The organism is Mesorhizobium sp. WSM4810, from assembly GCF_055811235.1.
The window spans coordinates 23,383-43,215 of the sequence record NZ_JBVVQV010000001.1; the positions used below are offsets into that span (position 1 = coordinate 23,383).

Below are 19,833 nucleotides of genomic sequence, written 5' to 3' on the forward strand. Positions count from 1 at the left end.
CGCAGGCTGTGTGAGAATCGAAACGATCCCGCTGATTGGCGGGGTCGTTTCGATGATGCAGCCCTATGCGGGTTGGGCTGATCTGAGGTTGATGCTGCGGATGCTGTTGTAGGCTAGGACCGACCATTTCGGTTCTGATCCCTAGAGGCTTCGGATGAGGAACCGCGATCATTCATGCGTTGCAGCGCTTCCTCATGGATATGTTGTCGTGAACCGCGGCATCGCCGAAAGTGCCTTTTCAGGGGGTCAATGTTCATAGGAACATTACCTTGAGCCTGTCCCACCAGCCGGGCTCGGGTTTTGCCGGTTTCCGGACGTTGTTGGTGAGGCCGTTGATATAAAGAACCATATTCAGCGGGTCGAACCTGAGGCCGTGGAACTTGGCAGCGAAGCGTCCGCCGCGATCGATGACGTGGGTGACGGCCCCATGCATCTGCTGGCCGTCTTTCAGCGGCTCGAAGCGTACATTGTAAGCCTCTGACAATTTCCGGGTCGTGCGGTCCGGCTGGCCCGGCCGTGTCGTCAAAAACATCCAGTTGCTGGCATCCAACCCGTGCGCTGGACCATAGGCATCGAGGACTTCGGACGTGTCCCTTACCGGGTCGGTTGTCACTGCCAGGAACTGCACCCTGTCTTTCATCGGCGTAGCGTTGACCTTGCGCTGAATGTCCGCGATCACCTCGGAATGGATTGGACACAGATCGGTACAACTCGCGAAGATGAAGGAGAGCACCACGATCTTGTCCGAGAAATCAGAAAGGCGGACGGCCTTTCCGTCCGCGTCGGCCAGTTCGAACGGCGGCGCAGCCGGTTCGTCGATGATCTGAAAGAACTTCTCCTCACTGCCCATCATCTTGTCGAGATCGGCGCCCGGATGATGCGCCAGCGCGGGCGGCGCGGCGGCCAGCAACAGAGAAAGCATTGCGATCAGGATTCTTACTTTCATAACCCATGCTTTCCAGTTGAGGAGGGATTTGGCGGGGCGCGGTCCAACCGCACCTGCTCCTGCTCCCGGCGGCTCATCTCCGCCTGATATTGTCGCTCCCGTTCAGGCCAGGTGCTCTTGATGAAGGTGAGCACGGCCCGGATTTCCTCGTCGGTCATCACACCCGCAAATGCCGGCATGTCGCTCTCGTAGCCGCCGCCGACGACCGCGGCCGGTCCTTCCTTGGTGACACGGAAGAGCACGCCGTCCGGATGATGCCAGGAGTGACCGGAGGCATCGTGCGGTGGTGCCGGCATGCGTCCCGAAAGCAGCGGGCTTTTCCAGTCGCGTTGTCCTTCGAGGTTGGCGCCATGGCAGGTGGCGCAACGCTCGGCATAGATCGTCTTTCCGAGCGCGACGGTGGCAGCCGAGACGCCGCCGGCCATCCGGTTCGCGAGCCAGGGCCAGGAAAATCCAAGGACTACCGCAGCCACGCCGAGCATCGAGAAGAGGACCGACGTCCTTTTCATTTGCCGCCGCCGAAGAACAGGTACTTGACCAGTGCGGCCGCCCCAAGGACGAGCACAAGCACGGCGAGCAGCCACGCGAAGCTCATGCCCCACATCATCATTCCGCTCGTGCCTTCCATCATCGCAGCCTCCTATTCCTTGGCGTAGACGCCGCCGGTCCCACCAGACTTCTGGATTTCGAGAATCTCGAACGGACCCTCCTTCGTGCCGGTCATGCCGGGGGAACCCATCGGCATGCCGGGCAGCGTCACGCCCTTGATATCGGGCCGCTCGGTCAAGAGCTTTTTGACCGTGCCGACCGGCACATGGCCGCTCACCACATAGCCGTCGATGAAGGAGAGATGGCAGCCCTCGGCTTCCGCCGGAATGCCCGCTTCCCGGCTCATGGCGGAAAGGTCGTGCGTCGGCTTGACGGTGACCGCGAAGCCGTTCTCCCTGAGATAATCGGCATAGCCTTCGCAGCAGCCGCATTGCGGGTTTTTGTAAAGCGTGACGTCCTTTTCGCCGGCAAGCGCCGGAGCGGCACTGGAGAGCAAGGACGCAAGGGCGAGAGCTTTCAGAATATTGGACATGTTTTTTCTCCTTTCGGGTTTTTCGGAAGATTAGGCGACGCGGAAGACCGCCATCATGCCACCGGCCTGGTGTTCAAGAATGTGGCAGTGGAACATCCAGTCACCGGGGTTGTCGGCGACGAAGGCGATCTCGACCTTTTCGCGCGGCGAAACCAGCACCGTGTCCTGCCATTCGCGATGACGGGTGGGCTGGCCATTGCGGGAAATCACCCGGAATGAATGGCCGTGCAGATGGATCGGATGATGCCAGGCTGTCGCATTGGTCATTGCGATGACATGGTTCTTGTTCCGCGCAAGCGTCAGCGCCGGTTTCATGTCGTGGCGAGCCTGGTCGGCGGCGATGCCATTGATGAACCAAGCGGTGCTGGAGTTCATGGTCTGCGTCATCCTCTCTCCGCCCATCATCGAATTCATGTCGCGCGTCGTGCCGCCCGGCGCACCCGGGCCGATGCTTTCACCCATGTCCTGGGCCACCATCCGGCCCAGCATGCCGCCGGTGAAAACGACCTCGTTGCGGGATGCGGTTTCGAGGTCCGGCTCCGGTAGCGGGTTGGCCGGCAAGGCCAGCGGCCAGTCGGGCGCGCGCTCGCGGAGCGGAGTGTCGGAATAAGCGATATCGACGAGCTTGTATTCCAGCCCTTCGTAGAACCGGTCGAAGATCGAAACCCGTCTACCGGGCTTGCCCGTCATGTCGAGGATCAGGTCGGCGCGCGTGGCCGGGCCAAGCACCACCAGCCCGCCATCCGGCGCGTGTGGCGCGACCGGCCGGCCGTCGAGCGCGATGACGATGGGCTGAAGACCTGTGAAGTCGGGGCTGAAGATGCGCGCATTGGCGGCGTTGATCAGCCGCAGGCGGATGCGCTCACCCGCCCTGACGGCGAAGGTAGTCGGCACGCGACCGTTGATAGTAACCGTGTTGCCGACGCGGCCGTTGTGGTGGATGTCGTGCCGGTTGCCGAAATCCTCGCTGATTGCGCCCGATTTGGTCAGCCGCCAGTCGTCGAGCACCCAGGTCACGTCGCGGTCGACGCGCGCCGGTTCGCGTTCCTCGATAATCAGCGGTCCGTAAAGCCCGCGCTCGACCTGCTCGAAGCTCCGTTGGTGCGGGTGATACCAGAAGGTGCCGGCGTCGACCGCATCGAATTCATAGACGAAGCGCTCTCCCGCTCTGATCGGCTTCTAGGTAAGGTGCGGGCGCCGTCCATGGCGTGCGGCACGCGCACGCCGTGCCAGTGCACTGTCGTTTCCTCGGCGAGGCCGTTCTCGACCACGACCCGCAGCCGCTCGCCCTGCCGGACCCGTATCTCGGGACCGGGAACAGTCCCGCCGTAGCACCAGGCGGCAATCTCGCCGGATGGTCCGGGCATAAGCCGCGTACGATCCGGCGCCGCCCGCAATTGCACCTCTTGCGGAGCCGCGGCATGGACGGGCGACCGCCACAACACGGGAAGCATCGCATCCGCGGTACTCGCGGCCGCCGATGCAAGAAAGGCTCGACGCGTCAGCGCCGGCATGGGAAATCTGGACATGGTTCAATCATCCTGAAAAGTCGGTCGATCGCGCACATGGCGGCGCGGAAAGACACCTCACGCGAAACTGCGATCACGGCCGGTACGACGCGCCCATGGTCGTTACACCGGCAACCGGGGAAGCCCTGCCGGCGTCAGCTACAGGATGATGGTTCGGGGAGGAGAGGGATCGGGTGGGCCGGTGTGGCCGACCAATTCCACCAGCGGTGAAGTCGCAATTTCGGCTGCCACAAAGGAAAGCACGAGACTGATCCGCGCAGGAATTGCTGCGAATGGCACAAGGCAGGCCGCACCGCATAGCTGAGGCTTGCCGCTGTCGTTGGGAGGGCAGGCATTACAATCGCCCATGTCTCCGTCAGCCATCGCAGCGGAAGACATCGCCAATGCCATGCTCGTCGCGTTAGTTGCATGCGCAACCGTGCCTGCTGCGAACACTACGAGCAGTACAATTGCGAAGATGTGGGCAAGTCTGCGCATGACGCTGCATGCTAGCCTGTTTCTGCGTCATGTCCAGTTACAGGCTGTCGCAGCCTCGACGTCGTGAATTGTCCCGAGTCTGGGAACAGACCTTCCCAGCCTGGCGTGGTAAATCATCGCTTGGGAGCGAGCTACCAGCTATGGGGCTCTCCAAAAATCCTCCTGATGACTTCGTCGGCGCGGGTGTCGAAACATCGGCCATGGCTGAGCAAAATACGGTCTGGCTGCCATGAGTGGATTTTTCGCAGCGCTGCCTTCGCCTTCCGCCGCTGAAGAAGGAGCGGCAGGCGCATACCGAAGAAGATCTGACCGTGAGGATGATACATACCGGTCAGTTTTGTGGCCGTTCGCCAAGGCTCGGCAATCTTGTCCAACTCGAGGTTAATGATCGTGTCGGTGAGGATCAGCGCCTTCGAGTCCCTGTGGAAGAAAATGTACTCCTTGAAGTACCCACCAGGGAAAAGCGTCTGGTCGATTTCCCGACCCCACTCTTCAGGCGGAGTAGGGCCGAGGTCTCTGGCAAACTCGATTGCTGTACGGCGGGCGCGGGCTCTTTGGCGGACGCGCGGCGAGGCCCAGGTGATCGCTTCTGGAAAGGTCTTCGCCCACTCTCCGATATGAGCGTAGTGAAATTGATTGGGCGACACGAGGTGACGGGGCGTCCCTAGCGCCTGTAGTTCGTTCGCCAGCCTCTTGTCGAACTTGATTGGCGAGTGGAGAAACAGATCCATTCGAAAAACGCACGACCGTCATTCGCGTCGTGAACGGGAGCGGCAATCTTACGCCAGCCACGGTCAGATACTCGAACGGCCCGTCGACGACACCGATGTTCGTCGCGACGGGTTTGTATACGTTGATCGGCTCGTAGAGAGAGGCGCCCATAGGCGATCGCCGAAGATTGATCCAAGCGACAGTCTAAGATGACGCTATCGCGCAAAGCTAGGCCCGATCGCATTATGTCCGCTCCCGGTCCGACCACGGCCGAAACGGGAAGGTCCGTTTCGGAGAAGCGCCAGAAACGTGTGAAAAAAACGGTGCTCCCTGGTCCTTCCGTTCGGCGACAAGAAGGGCGACATTCCACCGATTCAGACATTTCGCTTGTTCACGACGTCAAGAATCGAGCGAAGGCCCAGCGCTTTTGCAGGCCCTCATCATTTTAACACAGCCTGTGCGGAGCCCTTTTTCGTTCGTCGCACTGGGATTGTCTCGCCAGACGGTGCGGTTGTTGTTGCAGCATACCGGCTGTGGGAGGATAATCGCGTGTCGGATGCATTTTCTGGGCGACAAACCCGGATGCCCGCCCCGGCGGTGACGCCGCGCTCCGAGGCCCGGAGGGAGGTGTGCATGACAACCTATATCGTGCTGATCAACTGGACTGAGCAGGGCGCCAAAAATGTGCGCGAGTCGCCGAAGCGGCTCGATGCCGCCAAGAAGCTGCTGGGGGACATGGGCGGCTCGTTCAAGGCTTTTTATCTCACCATGGGCGAATGCGATATGGTGGCGGTCGTCGAAGCGCCCGACGATGCGGTGCTCGCGCGTTTCTCGCTGATGCTGGCGTCAGGCGGTAACGTGAGGACGCGGACGCTCAAGGCTTTCCCGGAATTGGCCTATCGCGAAATCATCGCCTCGCTCGGCTGAGGCGTGCGCGGCTATAGACCCGCGCAGCTGCCGGACATCGGACGGTCAGGCGCCGCTCGACGGCGCCCGGCCAATCCGGCCCGAAGGTGGCTGGCGCGAAAGTGTCTGGCCCGAAAGTGTCTGGCCCGAAAGTGGCTGGCCCGAAATGTTGCGGGGCGAAGGTGTTTCCCGGATAGTCAGCGCAGCACTTCAACGCGCGTATCGAGACACATGCCCAAGCCTCTGCTGACCGTCTGGTACAATACCCGTTGTCCGGTTTGCGATGCCGGCATCGTCAGGCAGAAGCGGGCGGCTGGTCGAGGCGATCAAGGCCGGGCGGATCGCGTTTCGCGACATCAATGCCGAACCGGCGGCGCTGGCCGGATACGGCGTGTCGCTGGAGGACATCCGCCGCCGGCTGCACGCAACCGATGCGGACGGCAGGCTGCTGGTCGGCGCCGACGTCGCAATTGCCGTCTGGCTGAGAACGCCGGGCGAGGGCTGGCTGGCAGCGCTGTTCGGCAATCGCGCCGTGCTGCCGCTGACGCGCTATGCCTATGATCGCTTCGCCGATCTTTTCTATGCCTGGAACCGGCGCAAAGGCCGCTGGTAACCGATATTAGCCAAGCTCGGTGACGAACTCAATCTGGTGGCACCGTTCTCAGATACATCGTAAGATATATCTTGACTCAACGGCCTCATTCGCATAATTGAGATATATCGTAAGACATAACTCAAGGAGCAGACGATGCACGGACATCCTCATTTCGGCGAGCATGCCGAGCGCGTTTTCGTGCATATGGCCGGCAAGTTCGGCGGTCGTGGCGGCGGCTTCGGCCCATTCGGCCACGGCATGAGGGGCGGCGGGCGCGGCGGGCCGGGCGACATGTTCCGCGCCGGGCGTATGCTGGCCGACGGCGATCTCAAGCTGATCACGCTGTCGCTGCTGGCCGAGGCGCCGCGCCATGGCTATGACATCATCAAGGCGCTGGAGGAACGCACCAGCGGCGTCTACAGCCCGAGCCCCGGCGTGGTCTATCCGACGCTGACCTTCCTCGAAGAGGCCGGCTATGCCGTCTCGTCGGCGGAAGGCAACAAGAAGGTGTTTTCGATTACCGAGGCAGGGCAGGCGCATCTCAATGACAATCGCGAGATGATCGACCATGTGCTCGATCATCTCGAGCGTTTCGGCCGCAAGATGGCAAAGGCGCGTGACTGGTTCGGCTGGAACGACGATGGCGAGGATAGCGGGCGTCGCGGCCGCGGCGGTTCGGAAAAGCGCGACGAATTCCGCGCCGTGCGCCACCGGCTACGCGCAGCCCTCGGCGACATTGTCGACGCGCCCGCTGAAAAACAGGCCGAGGCGATCGCGATATTGAAAGGGGCGGCCGAAGCCCTCGAAGCGCTGTCGCGCGACTGACTTCCAGGCCGGATGCGGGCCTTGCCCGTTTGCCTAAGGACCGCTAGTGAAATCATCCTGCACCACGCTATGTGATACAGGATGATTGCCGTTGGAGGGCGCGCTCATGTCTTTTCTGAAACGTCTTTTCGGCGGCGGCGGCGGCGCGGGCGAGCCAAAGAGTGCTGCACCGGCAAAGCAGATCGAGCACAAGGGATTTTTGATCAGCGCCACGCCGTACAAGGCGGAAGGCCAATACCAGACCTGCGGCGTGGTTTCCAAGGAGATCGACGGCGTGATGAAGGAGCACAAATTCATCCGCGCCGATCGTTTTGCCGGGCTCGACGACGCTGTCGACATCTCGATCAAAAAGGGCATTCAGCTGGTCGACGAACAGGGCGAGAAGATGTTCGGGTGAGACCCGATCGGTCTCCGGCGCATCTTGAAACGAACAAGGCAAGCGCCCTGTCAGGCGCCTGCCTTTGATTTCAAGTTGCCGACGGCTGGCGGCCTACGCCGCCGCAGCCTGTTTGCTTACGGTCGATGTCACCAAGGCATCCACCTTGGCTGATGCCTTGGCCAGAGCGGCAGTGACCGCATCCGGCCCCATGCCGACGCCTTCGATGCGGATGACTTCGACGTCGGTCATGCCGATGAAGCCAAGCACGCTGCGCAGGTAAGGGATGGCGTGGTCCATCTGCACGGCAGCGCCTTCCGAATAGATGCCGCCCGAGGCGAGGACGATGTAGACCTTCTTGCCGGTGACGAGGCCCTTCGGGCCATTCTCGCCATAAGAGAAAGTCTTGCCGGTGCGGGAGACGTGGTCGACCCAGGATTTCAGCGTCGACGAGATGCCGAAATTGATGAATCCGGTGGCGAGGATGATGGTGTCGGCCGCAAACAGTTCATCGAGCACGCCGTCGGAAACGCCGACGACCTCGGCCTGGCGCTGGGTGCGGGCCTCGGCGGGCGTATAGATGCCGGTCGAATAGTCCGGATCGATGTGCGGCAGCGGGTTTGCCACGAGATCGCGTGCGACCAGCTTGGCCGAAGGATCGGCGGCGAGCAGCTTTTCCGCAAGTTCAGTGGCGATGCGGGTCGAATGCGAGGCATTGCCGCGCGGACTGGATGTGACGAGAAGGATGGACATGGCGGGTCTCCAGGGTTGGCTGAACTGTCCCGACCTATATGGGCGAGCTGACCCATTTGAAAAACCGGTATATTTTATGTATGTTCCATCCAAATAGTGGATAGAACGATGCAGCCAAACCCGACGCTCGATCAGCTTCAGATCCTTGTCACCGTCGCCGACACCGGCAGCTTCTCCGCCGCCGGCCGCAAGCTCAACCGAGCGCAGTCGGTCATCAGCTACGCCATCGCCAATCTCGAGGCGCAGCTTGGGCTGAAACTGTTCGAGCGCGAGGGCACGCGCGAGCCGCATCTGACCGATGTCGGCCGGGCGACGCTGGAAGATGCGCGGCGCATGGTCGGCGTATTGCAGCGCATCCGCTCTCGCGTCGACAGCCACAAGCAGGGCCTGGAGGCTGAAGTCGCGCTGTCGGTCGATGCGACGCTGCCTTCCACCGTGCTGGTGCGCGTGTTGAAGGCGTTCGAGGCGCAATTTCCAACCGTGATGCTGCGCCTGCATATCGGCACGCTCGGGCTGATCCCCGATCATGTCGTCAATGGACATGCCGATCTCGGTATTGGCGGCCTGCTGGGCGAGGTCGACGCGCATCTTGTGCGCATTGGCTTCATGTCGATGGTGCCGGCGGCCGCGCCAAGCCATCCGCTGGCGCTGCTTCCCAAGCCGGTGCCGCTGGAGGAGGTGCGCGAACACATCCAACTTGTCGTCAGCGACCAGTCCGAGCGCACCAAAGGGCGCGACTACGGCGTCTATGCCTACCGCACCTGGCGACTTACGGATATGCGAACCAAGCATGCGCTGATGCGCGAAGGGTTGGGCTGGGGCGGACTGCCGCGATGGTTGATTGCTGACGATGTGGCCAACGGCCGGCTGGTGGAACTCGATCTGGAGCCGTATCGCGAAGTCCGCGCGCCGCTTTATGCCATGCACCGCGCCGACCGCAGCCCGAAGCCGGCTGCGGCCTGGCTGATCGACCAGTTCAAGCGCCAGCTTGGCTGTTTCAACGAGTTCGAGCCGAACCAGGGGCCTGGGGCGACAGACCATCAATCAGCGCCATGAGAACGGCACGGTAGTCCTCGGTCGAAGCGCCTGCTTCGATGGCGAGCGCCGCGCGGTCGAAGGCGGCGGCAAGCAGCGCGGTCAGCGCTTCCACCGGCAATCTCATCATGGACTGCGAGCGCATCGCGGCAACCAGGCCTTCGCGCAACGAGCGGTTGCCGTGGCGGTTGTCGATCTCGTCCATGGCGGCGCGGCCGAGCACGGCCGGCCCGTCGAGCAGCAGCAGCCGGGTGCGGCCGGGTGCGCGCATGGCGGCAAGATAGGCATCCGAGCCGGCGATCAGTGCGTCGCGGGCAAACAGCGAGGGCGGCGAGGCGCGCTCGATCTCTTCCGCCACAGCCGCCGCCTCCTGCTCGACCACTGCGGCGAACAGCGCCTGCTTGTCGGCAAAGTGGTGATAGAGCGCGCCGCGCGTGACGCCGGCCGCAGCCACGATCTCGGGCGTGCCGGTCTCCGCATAGGATTTCTCGGTGAACAGTTTTCGCGCCGCGGCGATCAGGTCGGCGCGCGTCGCTTCGGTGCGATCGCGGTTGGAGCGGCGCGCGCTTTTTCGTTGCATACATTCAGCCTGTATGTTAATGCGTATTCGCATGCAGACTGTATGTTATTTGACGGGAGAAGGAAAGATGAAGACGACAAGCTATTACCCGGTGCTGATGACCGGCGACGTTGCCGGCACGAAGGCCTTCTATGTCGCGCACTTCGGCTTCAAGCCGCTGTTCGAGAGCGACTGGTACGTGCATCTGCAATCAACCGAGGATCGCCGCGTCAATCTCGGCATCGTCCAGGGCGATCATGAAACCATTCCTGAGGAAGGGCGCGGCCGGACCTCCGGCCTGCTGATCAATTTCGAGGTCAAGAACCCGGATGCTATCTATGAGCGGGTCATCGCCGCCGGCCTGCCGATCCTGCGAACGCTCCGCGACGAAGCCTTCGGCCAGCGTCATTTCATCACCAAAGACCCCAATGGCGTGCTGATCGACGTGATCAAGCCGATCCCGCCGAGCGCCGAGTTTCTGGAGCAGTTTGTCGAAGGCGCGGCGGGCTGAGCGAGACAGGGGCTGGCAGGAATTGTCTGTAGATATCAGCTGAAGCCTTCAGCCGCGTGGCCGGTCATGTCTTTGCGGTCTATGCTGAGCTCATCAGCCTGGGCCCATTCCATGCGTGAAATCTGCCTTGTCCGCGCACCCTCCAACCTTGGCCTGCGTCCGCTGAGGCCAGGTCATATTCCGGGCACGTGGCGTGCGCCGCAGGCGTTGACCGAAGCCGGCCTGATCGAGACGCTTTCGCCCCTCAAAGTGGTTGATCTTGATCGGCCCGCCTATAACACGGAGCCGCAGCCGGGCACCCGGCTGCGCAACGGCAATGCGATACGCAGCTTCAATCTCGGACTCGCCGAAGTGGTTGCCGGCGCGCTGAGACGAGGCGAGTTCCCGCTGGTCGTCGGCGGCGACTGCGCGGTCCTGCTTGGCGCGCTGGCTGGTGCACGGCGATCCGGTCCGCTGGCACTGGTCCATGTCGATGGCCATAGCGATTTCCGCCATCCGGGCAACTACGACGTCGATGCTTCGCTCGGCTCGGCCGCCGGCATGGACCTTGCGCTCGCCACCGGACGTGGTGAGCCGTTGCTGACCGACTGGCCTGTGATCGCGAGCCCACTTGTTGCGGACGAACAGGTGGTTTAGATCGGCGAACGCGAGAACCGCAACCCCGACTTCGCCTGGCCCGACATCACTTCGACCGCGATGACGCTGATCGATGTCTTTGCCGCGCGGGAGCTCGGCGCGGCAGAGGTCCTGGAAAAGACCTTGACCACGCTGGCGCGAACCGGCTGGCCCTATTGGGTGCATTTCGATGTCGATGCGCTCGATCAGACGGTGATGCCTGCGGTGGATTCACCAGGCAGCCCCGGTATCGATCCCGACGATCTCATCGCCGTCCTCGCGGCGCTGGTGGCGGATCCGCGCTGTACCGGAATGGACATGACCATTTTCGATCCGGACCTCGATCCGACCGGCGAGTTGGCAGTGCTGTTGGTTTCGCTGCTTGGCCAACTGTTTGCGCCGCGATAGTTATTACGTCCGCGCCACCGGCATCAGCGTGACCTGAGAAATGCCGGAGCGGCGCACCACTGTGCACAGCGTTTCGCGGCCGATGCGCTCGGCGTCGAGCATGCGCACCAGATCGTCGACGCCGGTGACCGGGCGGCCGTCGATGGCGGCGATGATGTCGCCCTCTTTCAGGCCGGCTCTGGCGGCCGGGCTGTTCGCCTCGACACTGTGCAGGCGCACCGCCGTGCTGCTCGACACTTGCGACAAAAGGGCGGCGCGACGCGGCAGGGTTGTCGTGTCGGCCGAGACACCGATGAAGGCGCGGCGGACGCGGCCGAAGCGGATGATCTCCGAAATGACGAAATTGGCGGTGTTGGAGGCAACCGCGAAGGCAATGCCTTGCGCGCCATGGATCATGGCTGTGTTGACGCCGATAACCTCGCCCGCCGACGACACCAGCGGTCCGCCGGAATTGCCGGGGTTGAGCGCTGCGTCGGTCTGGATGACATCGTCGATCAGCCGGCCGGTGGAAGCACGCATCGAGCGGCCGAGCGCCGAGACGACACCTGATGTGACGGTCCATTCGAAGCCGAGCGGGTTGCCGATGGCAATGGCGATCTGGCCGCGCCGCAGGCGCTTGGAATCGCCGAGTGGCGCGATATCGCCAAAGCTGCCGTCGGCACGCACCAGCGCGATGTCGGTGTCGGGGTCGCGGCCGAGAACGCGGCCTTCTCTGGACACGCCGTCCGGCATGGTGACGCGGACGCTGCGGGCATCGCCGACGACGTGGAAATTGGTGACGACCAGCCCATCCGGCGTGATGACGAAGCCGGAGCCTCGGCCGCCGGCGCCACCGATGCGCTCGATGCGGCAGACGGCGGGACCGATGCGGTCCACGGCATCGGCGACCGTTGCCGAATAATCGTCGAGCAGCGCATCGTCGAACTGCAATTGCTGGGCGGGGAGGGACATGGCAGGGCTCCGTGTCTTTAGAGCAAGATGAAGGATGCCTATATGTGCGGAACGGCCGGATCGGCCGCGACCTGACCAGATGGCCAGTCCAACGCCCAACTAGCCGTCAGGCGAGTACCCGCCAACGCGCTGCCGAGCGATATCTGGGGTAGAGCGATGAGCGTCCATTGGACGCTCAAAGTGCGCTCTAAGACTTTGAGTTCTCGCATCGTGCTTTCCGACAAATCGATGCCGATTTTCGGGCCGATGCGAAAAAGACCCAGGAGACCGACATGAGCGACTTCAATCTGAGCGCATTTTCCGACGCCATAGCCGATATCGCCGCCGCAGCGGCGCCGGCGACGGCGAGTTTCGCCACGCATCAGCATCGCACCGCGACCGCCTTCCATTGGCGCGACGGCTATTTTGTCGCTGCCGAGGAGGCGGTTGAGGCCGGCGAGGAGATCGAGCTGACGCTTTCTTCGGGCGACAAGGTGAAGGCTGAGCTGGTCGGCCGCGATCCATCCACCGGGACCGCCCTTCTGAAGCCGACCGGCGCACCGGACGTGCCGCCGCTGGCCGAGGCAGGCACGGCGCGGCCGGGCCATCTGGCCATTGCCGTCGGCAATAGCGACGGTGCGTCGCTCGCTGCATTCGGAACGGTTGGTGAGGTCGGTCCGGCCTGGCGCTCTATGCGCGGCGGCACGATCGACCGGCGCATCAATCTGGCCGTCAATGCCGGTGGCCGTTTCGAGGGCGGCCCGGTGCTCGACGCCAAGGGCGCACTGATCGGCATGCTGCTGTTCGGGCCGCGCCGGCGGGCGCTGGTTATGCCTTACGAGACGATCGAACGGGCGGTGGCGACGCTGCGCGAGAAGGGCCATGTCGCGCGCGGCTATCTCGGCGCCGGCCTGCACCCGATCCGCAACGGCGACACGCATGGCGCGATGGTGATGAGCCTCGACGACAACGGCCCGGCGAAGGCGGCCGGCCTGCATCTTGGCGACATCATCGCGTCGTGGAACGGCGAGGCCGTGCACGGCCCGCGCGAGCTGATCCGCAGGCTCGGGCCGGACAGCGCCGGCGCGTCGGTGACGCTCGGCGTGGTGCGCGGCGGCGAACGGCGCGACGTCGTGCTGACCATCGGCGAAAAGCCGCTAAACTGAGAAGATCGATGGCAAGTCACAGGATCACGGGGCGGCGGCTGACGGTGCTGATCGCGCTCGATGACGTCGTGCGCGCCGAGCACCTGTCCACCGCTCTTGCCGGGACCGGCGATCTGCTGCCGATTGTGGCCGGTAGCAGCAATAGCGCCGACAGAGCGGATGTCGCGATCGTCGATGGCGTTTACCTGGAAAGAGGGGGCGTGGAAGGCGGGCCCAGCGATCCCGCGATACCTCGGGTGCTCCTGTCGCAACGAGCGAGCCGGCAGCGGCCGGCCGATACCGTGTTTGCCGTGCTGCCGCCGGCAGTGGACGATCTGCTTATCGCTGCCGCCGCGCGACTGGCGGCGGCTGGCTATCGGATCTCGGGCGAGGGCCGCCCCTTGTCCGATCGACATGACGATTTCGCCTTCCATGACGACGATCTCTCCGACGAGGAGCCGGTCGGCGACAGCGCCGGCCGGCCGGTGCTGTCGCCGCGCGAGAGCGAAGTGCTGGCGCTTTTGGCCGAGGGCGCGCCCAACAAGGTGATCGCGCGGCGCCTGAACATTTCCGTGCATACGGCGAAGTTCCACGTCGCGGCGATCCTGATCAAGCTAGGTGCGGCCAACCGCACCGACGCCATCGCCATCGCCATGCGGCAAGGCCTGGTGCTGGTTTAGTGAATGACGTCCCAAGGCAGGATGTGGGGCGACCATTGTCAAAGTTTGCGCTGCCCCTCATCCGCCTGCCGGCACCTTCTCCCCGTATAGTGACGGGGAGAAGGGAGCTGAACGCAGCCACGGCTCCATTCTTGCGACGTTGCCAGTTGGCGAAGGCTGTGATGAAGGCGTCCTTCTCCCCGTCTCTATACGGGGAGAAGTGCCCGGCAGGCGGATGAGGGGCAGCGCGACGCCGCGGAAATCCTCCGCAGCGTCACCATCTCTCGATGCTCCCCGCTCTTGTATCCGGCGACGGCACGGGGCAAGGATCGCGACCAACCGATTTGCAACGGAGGCGCAAGACATGTCGCTCAAGGGAAAGACGCTGTTCATCTCCGGCGGGTCGCGCGGCATCGGGCTGGCGATCGCGCTGCGCGCCGCGCGCGACGGCGCCAATGTGACCATCGCGGCCAAGACCGCCGAGCCCCACCCGAAGCTGCCGGGCACAATCTATACGGCGGCTGAGGAGATCGAGCAGGCCGGCGGCAAGGCATTGCCGATGCTATGCGACATACGCGAGGAGGGGCAGGTGGCCGAGGCGGTCGCCAGAACCGTCGAAAAATTCGGCGGCATCGACATCTGCATCAACAATGCCAGCGCCATCCAACTCACCGGCACGCTGGAAACCGACATGAAGCGCTACGACCTGATGCACCAGATCAACACACGCGGCACGTTCCTGGTTTCCAAAATGTGCATTCCACACCTGAAGTTGGCCGACAATCCTCACATCTTGAATCTGGCGCCGCCACTCGACATGAAGGCCAAATGGTTCAAGAACCATGTCGCCTATACGATGGCCAAATTCGGCATGTCGATGTGCACGCTGGGCATGAGCGCGGAGTTCGCCAGGGACGGCATCGCCGTCAATTCGCTGTGGCCGATCTCGACGATCGATACGGCAGCGGTGCGCAATCTTCTGGGCGGGGCGACAGTGGCGGCGATGAGCCGTTCGCCCGATATCATGGCCGATGCCGCGCATGCGATCCTGCTCAGGCCGTCGCGCGAAGCGACCGGCAATTTCTACATCGACGAGGAGGTGCTGGGCGCCGAGGGCGTCAGCGATTTTTCGATCTATGCGCCTGACGCGACAGGTCCGCTTGCCGGCGATTTCTTCGTGCCGGACGAGGTGTTTGCGAATTCGAAAACCAACGTGAAAAATATCTACTGACTGGCACCGGCATAGCCCTCGTTTCCCAACCGAAGCAGGAAACAAAAACCCCGCCGGCGAGGGGGTACCGGCGGGGCTCATGTGTCCCGCTGGAGTCGGGACAGGGCAGGGAAGCCCTAGCCAGAATCTGGGGTGGACGACCTCGCGATTCAATGCCTGGTTAAATCGCGACTTACATTCTCCTTCAACCTCGGCTGATTGCCGGAAATTGCCCAACCCGGAGAAACCGGGGTGGGCTATGTCTTCCCGCATAGATTCCAGAAACCAGTTCAGGTTTCTGAAACTGCGAGTTAATTCGCGCTGGCGACCGGCGCAACCAGCGAGGTGATGCGGCGGATGGCGACGCGACGGTTCTCGCGCTCCGGCTCCGACGTATCGACCTTGAGATACTCCTCGCCATAGCCCTGTGTCGTCAGGTTCTCCGGCGGGATGCTGAAGGCATTGCTCAGGGCTTCGGCGACCGCCTCCGCGCGACGGTCGGACAACGCGAGGTTCGCCTCCGGCTTGCCGACGGCATCGGTATGGCCTTCGATCAGGAAGGTTTCCGCCGGGTTCTTCTCCAGCAGCTTCTCCATGGCGCTGGCGACGCCTTCCAGTTTCTGCACCTCGGTTTCGGGGATCGAGGCTGAACCGAATTCGAAGTTCAGCGTGTCGAGGTCGATGCGGCGGGCGATGTCGCGCACGCGGGCCGAGCGCTTGACCTCGTCGATCGAGTAGAGGCGCTGCACCCTCTCCACCGGCGGCTGTTCAAGGAAGGCATAGTAGTCGTCCGGATCCTCGACCTCCTCGGAATCCAGAATGTACTCCTCGCGCGGAATGTCGATCCGAATCGGCGGCAGGTCGTCGCCTGGATCGCGCCAGTCGCCATCGTCCTCATAGTGCCGCTCGTCGACATAGCTCAGCACATATTCGCGTCCGTCGGGCGCGATGCGTGAACGCTGGACGACATCACCGTAGCGGTTGCGGATGGTGACGATCTGGATACCATTGTCACGCTCGACGATTTCCCGGGTGCGATTGCTCGACAACTCCTCATAGTAGACGTTCCGCGCGCCACGCCGCATGCGCGGCGCATCGTCGCTTTCCACGATCGTCTGGTTGTTGAACTGGAGGATGACGCGGTCGCCCAGTTCCCTGACGACGTCGACCCCGCGCGGGCGTTCACGGCGGCGGCGAATGTTTTCCTCGTCGGGCGCACGCTCAACGCGTCTGCCCTTTTCCTCCGTCGCCCGAACCATCCTCTCAAGCTTGATCGCCTGCTGGGCCGCCCTGTCGTCGGTGGGCGGCGGTCCCTGGTCGACCGGAGCCGGCCTCGGGGCTTCCGCCCGTTCGCCGTCCTGCTGGGTGGGCTGACCACCCGCGTCCTGGCCGCCGGTCTCTTGCGCGTTGTCCCTGCCGCCCTTGCGCTTGCGCCTGGCATCCTTCTGGCTGTCGAACACGGGAGCCTCGCCTTGGGCCGGACCCTCCCCTTCAGCGGGCGCGGCCTGTTCGCGCTCGGCGGGCTGCTCGCCGGTTGAAGGCTGCTCGCCTGTCGCCGGCTGTTCGTCGACAGGCTTCTTGCCGCGTTCCCTGGCCTGATCCCGGGGCTTGTCGCCCTCAGCGGGAGCCGTTTGCTGGTCGGTCGGAAGCGGCTCGGCCTGCTCGCCGGCTTCCTTGCTGGCTGGCTGTTCGGATGGTGCGGCTTCGATCTGCTGGTCCTGTTCCCGCTTCTTCCTCCGCGGCGTGACCTGCTCGTTGTCATTTGCGGGTGCGACCTCTTCGCCAGGCGCAGCCTGCTCGGCTTCCTGCTGCTGTTGCCGGTCGCGCTTCTTTCTGCGCGGTTCGGGCTGTTCGTCGCTGGCAGGCGCCGCCTGCTCGGCGGGCTTTTCGGCAGGTGCTGCTTCCTCCTGCTGTTGCCGGTCGCGCTTCTTCCTGCGCGGCTCGGGCTGTTCGTCGCTGGCAGGTGCGGCCTGCTCGGCGGGCCGTTCGGCCGGTGCGGCTTCCTCCTGCTGTTGCCGGTCACGCTTCTTTCTGCGCGGCTCGGGCTGTTCGTCGCTCGCAGGTGCGGCCCGCTCGGCGGGTGCGGCTTCCTCTTGCTGTTGCTGCTCGCGCTTCTTCCTGCGCTGACCGCCCTGCTGCTCCTCGCCGGAAGGCGCGGCCTGTTCCTCGCGCTTCTTGCGAGGCTTCTGCTCCGGTTCCGCCTGCGGTGCGCAGCCTTCCGCCGACTCGCCTTCGGGGCAATTCGATTGCACGGGGATCAACGGCGTGGCGGTACTCTGCGGTGGGTCGAACGCGGCGCTGCCCTGCAACGGGAATGCGCCCAACGGCGCGGACGCCATCAGCAGGCCAAGTGCCGTGCCTGCCAGAATCCGTGGTTGGCGTTTCATTAAAAATCCTCCTTTGGCGTCCCATCCCGGCCCAAACTGTTCATCAACCGGATTGGTTCCGGTTAGCGGGCATTAACGGCTACGAAGGGCAATTGGCCGGCGTTTTGAAGGCGACTTCGTGTTATTCCTATGGTGCCGGCCTATGGTGCTGGCCGGGTCTGCGGCTGTTGCGGTGCTTGACCTTCACCCGGCCAGGGGCCACATCCCGTCGATGGAAACGCCGTTCTGGAAAATCAAGACGCTCGAGGCGATGACCCCGGCCGAGTGGGAATCGCTTTGCGACGGCTGCGGCAAATGCTGCCTGTCGAAACTCGAGGACGAAGACACTGGCGCGATTTACTGGACGAGCGTCGGCTGCCGGCTGTTCGACGCCGAAACTTGTCGCTGTTCCGATTATGCCAACCGGTTGGCGCGCGTCCCGGACTGCGTCGGTCTGACGCCGCAGAATGTGCGCACCATCAGTTGGCTGCCCAAAACCTGCGCCTACCGGCTGGTCGCGGAGGGCCACGATCTCTACTGGTGGCACAGGCTGGTGTCAGGCAGTGCCGAGACGGTGCATGAGGCCGGCATCTCAATGCGGGGCCGGGTCAGCGCCAGCGAGACCGATCTTGCCGAGCCCGACGACTATTTCGAGCACATGCTGGACGACGAGCCGTAGCGACGGGCCTTCAGGACCCGGAACCGGCTGCCCGACAGCGCGTTTTCCACCCATGGTTCAGAACCGGCCGGATTGTTCAGAACCGGAAAGCCGAGAAGACTGCCCAATTGCTTGTGCTACATGAACCGGAAATGAACGGCCGGTTCCTAAAAAGTTCAGATACGTAAGCGTATTCTTCTCGCCATCGGTAAGACACATTGGTTCGATCAAAGGCGGGCGGAAGCCCTGAACAAGGAGAGAAGACATGTTCAACACGATCAAGACTGCGGCCCTTTCGGCGCTTATCGGCCTCGGCACGCTTGCCGCCATCCCCGCCACAGCCCATGCAGACAGCATCTATCTCGGCTTCGGCGACAACGACGAACCGCGCGTCGGCGTCTATTCCGGCGATGACGATGGTTACTACCGCGAACGCCGCCGCGAACGCGACTGGCGCCGGTCCTGCTCGCCAAACCGTGCCCTCGGCAAGGCAGAGCGCATGGGTCTGCGCCGTGCCCGTATCATCGACGTTGGCCGCCGCACAGTGAAAGTAGCGGGCCGCCAGTATGGCGACCGCGTCGTGGTCGTGTTCGCCAATGAGCGCGGCTGCCCGGTCCTCTACCGGTAAGCGTTCGGCACGTTGCCTACCGGCAACGGCCAGCTTGGTAGTATGACCTTCTGCGAAGGTCAGTCCGGAGTAGTAGAGCCCCCTGAGATAGAAGGGTGCGGCTCGAACAAACCCCGGAGGACCAGTCCTCCGGGGTTTTTTTAATGCAGCAAAATCGATGTTGCCGGTTACCCGCGCTTCAGCGGGCGGTCACTTCAACTCGAAAGTGACTGTGACCTGCACGGTGTAGGAATTCTCGCCGGCCTGCACCGGAACCGATTCGCGGGCCGCGTCAAAGGCCTTGGCGGTCATCGGTATCGGCGGCGGCGCGACGTTCTGGTCGGTGATTTCCAGCACCCGCCCGATGCTGACGCCGGCGGCTTCGGCCAGCGTCCTGGCCTTGGCCATGGCGTCGGCGACCGCCTTCTTGCGGGCTTCGGTGACAGTTGCCGTTGGATCCTCGTTGGAGAACGAGATGCCGCCGCCCTGGTTGACGCCGAGCGATACCGCCTTGTCGAGAATTTCGCCTGTCTTGTCGATGTCGCGGATGCGCACCGAAAGCGTGTTGGTCACCTGGTAGGCGATGAGTTCGGCTTCCTGGCTGCCGTCCGGCTTGTTGGTATAATTGTAGCGCGGGCTGATCTGGATACCGGCTGTCTGCAGGTCGCGCTCCTTGATGCCGGCCGACTTCATTGCGGCGATCACCGAGGCCATGGCGTCGTTGTTGGCATCGAGCGCGGCACGCGCGGTCTTGGCCTCGCGCATGACGCTGAGCGTCAGCAGCGCCAGATCGGGGGCCGCGGTCGCTTCGCCTTCGCCAGTGACGACGATGCGGGGCGGCGGCGGCGAATCGGCCGCGCCGGCCATCGCCGGAAAAGCGATTGCGGCGGCGAGCGCCAAGGGCAAAAGATGTCTGGTCATAAAAATCTCC

At 63.4% G+C, this 19,833-nt stretch carries 23 protein-coding genes and 2 pseudogenes; 12 read left to right on the plus strand and 13 right to left on the minus strand.

What is annotated here, in order from left to right; translation table 11 throughout:
• Nucleotides 1-253: 253 nt before the first annotated feature.
• The 8 genes from AC0L3O_RS00120 to AC0L3O_RS00155 all read right to left on the minus strand — a co-directional run bounded on the left by AC0L3O_RS00120 (nucleotide 254) and on the right by AC0L3O_RS00155 (nucleotide 4,764).
• On the minus strand, nucleotides 254-910 hold the full coding sequence (locus AC0L3O_RS00120) for an SCO family protein (RefSeq protein ID WP_473614407.1): 657 nt from the start codon (nucleotides 908-910) through the stop codon (nucleotides 254-256).
• Nucleotides 911-942: 32 nt separating this feature from the next.
• Nucleotides 943-1,455, minus strand: a complete 513-nt coding sequence (locus tag AC0L3O_RS00125; RefSeq protein WP_473614409.1) for a c-type cytochrome — start codon at nucleotides 1,453-1,455, stop codon at nucleotides 943-945.
• Nucleotides 1,452-1,577, minus strand: coding sequence for a hypothetical protein (locus AC0L3O_RS00130; protein WP_268929523.1), 126 nt, complete (start codon nucleotides 1,575-1,577; stop codon nucleotides 1,452-1,454). Before AC0L3O_RS00130 ends, AC0L3O_RS00125 begins: the two co-directional genes overlap by 4 nt.
• Nucleotides 1,578-1,586: 9 nt before the next feature.
• Nucleotides 1,587-2,027, minus strand: a complete 441-nt coding sequence (locus AC0L3O_RS00135; RefSeq protein ID WP_027151166.1) for a DUF411 domain-containing protein — start codon at nucleotides 2,025-2,027, stop codon at nucleotides 1,587-1,589.
• Between the two features lie 30 nt (nucleotides 2,028-2,057).
• Nucleotides 2,058-3,200 carry a multicopper oxidase family protein gene (locus tag AC0L3O_RS00140; protein ID WP_473614719.1) on the minus strand — a complete coding sequence of 381 codons (1,143 nt, stop codon included), beginning with the start codon at nucleotides 3,198-3,200 and terminating at the stop codon, nucleotides 2,058-2,060.
• Nucleotides 3,083-3,556: a multicopper oxidase domain-containing protein gene (locus AC0L3O_RS00145; protein WP_473614410.1), complete on the minus strand. Its 474-nt coding sequence runs from the start codon at nucleotides 3,554-3,556 to the stop codon at nucleotides 3,083-3,085. Before AC0L3O_RS00145 ends, AC0L3O_RS00140 begins: the two co-directional genes overlap by 118 nt.
• A 138-nt stretch (nucleotides 3,557-3,694) precedes the next feature.
• Nucleotides 3,695-4,033 (minus strand): hypothetical protein, encoded by a 339-nt coding sequence (locus AC0L3O_RS00150; protein WP_236375350.1) that lies wholly within the window; start codon nucleotides 4,031-4,033, stop codon nucleotides 3,695-3,697.
• 131 nt (nucleotides 4,034-4,164) lie between these two features.
• Entirely contained in the window at nucleotides 4,165-4,764 is a 600-nt protein-coding gene (locus tag AC0L3O_RS00155; RefSeq protein WP_473614412.1) for a DUF4336 domain-containing protein, read from the minus strand.
• Between the two features lie 613 nt (nucleotides 4,765-5,377).
• On the opposite strand from AC0L3O_RS00155, the gene AC0L3O_RS00160 reads away from it, so the two are divergent.
• From AC0L3O_RS00160 to AC0L3O_RS00175, 4 genes and pseudogenes are all read left to right on the plus strand, one after another.
• Nucleotides 5,378-5,671, plus strand: coding sequence for a GYD domain-containing protein (locus AC0L3O_RS00160; RefSeq protein ID WP_287067695.1), 294 nt, complete (start codon nucleotides 5,378-5,380; stop codon nucleotides 5,669-5,671).
• Between the two features lie 210 nt (nucleotides 5,672-5,881).
• A pseudogene (locus AC0L3O_RS00165) lies at nucleotides 5,882-6,263 on the plus strand (thiol-disulfide oxidoreductase DCC family protein).
• A 135-nt stretch (nucleotides 6,264-6,398) separates the two neighbouring features.
• A complete protein-coding gene (locus AC0L3O_RS00170; RefSeq protein WP_473614413.1) occupies nucleotides 6,399-7,070 on the plus strand; it encodes a PadR family transcriptional regulator in 672 nt (223 codons plus the stop codon).
• Between the two features lie 106 nt (nucleotides 7,071-7,176).
• Nucleotides 7,177-7,467, plus strand: coding sequence for an HlyU family transcriptional regulator (locus tag AC0L3O_RS00175; protein ID WP_473614414.1), 291 nt, complete (start codon nucleotides 7,177-7,179; stop codon nucleotides 7,465-7,467).
• A 93-nt stretch (nucleotides 7,468-7,560) separates the two neighbouring features.
• On the opposite strand, the gene AC0L3O_RS00180 is transcribed toward AC0L3O_RS00175, so the two are convergent.
• A complete protein-coding gene (locus AC0L3O_RS00180) occupies nucleotides 7,561-8,199 on the minus strand; it encodes an FMN-dependent NADH-azoreductase (protein WP_023799745.1) in 639 nt (212 codons plus the stop codon).
• A gap of 108 nt (nucleotides 8,200-8,307) precedes the next feature.
• Between AC0L3O_RS00180 and AC0L3O_RS00185 the strand changes: the two genes are divergently transcribed.
• On the plus strand, nucleotides 8,308-9,255 hold the full coding sequence (locus AC0L3O_RS00185) for a LysR family transcriptional regulator (RefSeq protein WP_128170293.1): 948 nt from the start codon (nucleotides 8,308-8,310) through the stop codon (nucleotides 9,253-9,255).
• Here the strand turns inward: AC0L3O_RS00185 and AC0L3O_RS00190 are convergent.
• Nucleotides 9,197-9,814: a TetR/AcrR family transcriptional regulator gene (locus tag AC0L3O_RS00190; protein ID WP_128173820.1), complete on the minus strand. Its 618-nt coding sequence runs from the start codon at nucleotides 9,812-9,814 to the stop codon at nucleotides 9,197-9,199. The genes AC0L3O_RS00185 and AC0L3O_RS00190 overlap by 59 nt on opposite strands.
• 67 nt (nucleotides 9,815-9,881) lie before the next feature.
• Here AC0L3O_RS00190 and AC0L3O_RS00195 point away from each other — a divergent pair, with 67 nt between their 5' ends.
• Nucleotides 9,882-10,304, plus strand: coding sequence for a VOC family protein (locus AC0L3O_RS00195; RefSeq protein ID WP_023799742.1), 423 nt, complete (start codon nucleotides 9,882-9,884; stop codon nucleotides 10,302-10,304).
• 111 nt (nucleotides 10,305-10,415) lie between these two features.
• Nucleotides 10,416-11,327: pseudogene (locus tag AC0L3O_RS00200) on the plus strand (arginase family protein).
• Nucleotides 11,328-11,330: 3 nt separating this feature from the next.
• Here AC0L3O_RS00200 and AC0L3O_RS00205 read toward each other — a convergent pair.
• On the minus strand, nucleotides 11,331-12,278 hold the full coding sequence (locus tag AC0L3O_RS00205; protein ID WP_473614416.1) for a S1C family serine protease: 948 nt from the start codon (nucleotides 12,276-12,278) through the stop codon (nucleotides 11,331-11,333).
• Nucleotides 12,279-12,550: 272 nt separating this feature from the next.
• Between AC0L3O_RS00205 and AC0L3O_RS00210 the strand changes: the two genes are divergently transcribed.
• The 3 genes from AC0L3O_RS00210 (at nucleotide 12,551) to AC0L3O_RS00220 (ending at nucleotide 15,292) form a co-directional block, all read left to right on the plus strand.
• Nucleotides 12,551-13,423 (plus strand): S1C family serine protease, encoded by an 873-nt coding sequence (locus AC0L3O_RS00210; protein WP_128170290.1) that lies wholly within the window; start codon nucleotides 12,551-12,553, stop codon nucleotides 13,421-13,423.
• A gap of 8 nt (nucleotides 13,424-13,431) precedes the next feature.
• A complete protein-coding gene (locus tag AC0L3O_RS00215; RefSeq protein WP_473614417.1) occupies nucleotides 13,432-14,082 on the plus strand; it encodes a helix-turn-helix transcriptional regulator in 651 nt (216 codons plus the stop codon).
• Between the two features lie 343 nt (nucleotides 14,083-14,425).
• Nucleotides 14,426-15,292: an SDR family oxidoreductase gene (locus tag AC0L3O_RS00220; RefSeq protein WP_128175681.1), complete on the plus strand. Its 867-nt coding sequence runs from the start codon at nucleotides 14,426-14,428 to the stop codon at nucleotides 15,290-15,292.
• 290 nt (nucleotides 15,293-15,582) lie between these two features.
• Here the strand turns inward: AC0L3O_RS00220 and AC0L3O_RS00225 are convergent, their stop codons facing one another.
• On the minus strand, nucleotides 15,583-17,658 hold the full coding sequence (locus AC0L3O_RS00225; RefSeq protein ID WP_473614418.1) for an OmpA family protein: 2,076 nt from the start codon (nucleotides 17,656-17,658) through the stop codon (nucleotides 15,583-15,585).
• Between the two features lie 211 nt (nucleotides 17,659-17,869).
• Here AC0L3O_RS00225 and AC0L3O_RS00230 point away from each other — a divergent pair, with 211 nt between their 5' ends.
• Both AC0L3O_RS00230 and AC0L3O_RS00235 read left to right on the plus strand, forming a co-directional pair.
• Nucleotides 17,870-18,316, plus strand: coding sequence for a YcgN family cysteine cluster protein (locus tag AC0L3O_RS00230; RefSeq protein ID WP_287195921.1), 447 nt, complete (start codon nucleotides 17,870-17,872; stop codon nucleotides 18,314-18,316).
• A 244-nt stretch (nucleotides 18,317-18,560) separates the two neighbouring features.
• Nucleotides 18,561-18,923, plus strand: coding sequence for a hypothetical protein (locus AC0L3O_RS00235; RefSeq protein WP_473534297.1), 363 nt, complete (start codon nucleotides 18,561-18,563; stop codon nucleotides 18,921-18,923).
• A gap of 189 nt (nucleotides 18,924-19,112) precedes the next feature.
• Here AC0L3O_RS00235 and AC0L3O_RS00240 read toward each other — a convergent pair whose 3' ends face one another.
• Complete coding sequence (locus AC0L3O_RS00240; protein WP_027151186.1) at nucleotides 19,113-19,823, minus strand: SIMPL domain-containing protein; 711 nt, start codon at nucleotides 19,821-19,823, stop codon at nucleotides 19,113-19,115.
• Nucleotides 19,824-19,833 lie beyond the last annotated feature (10 nt).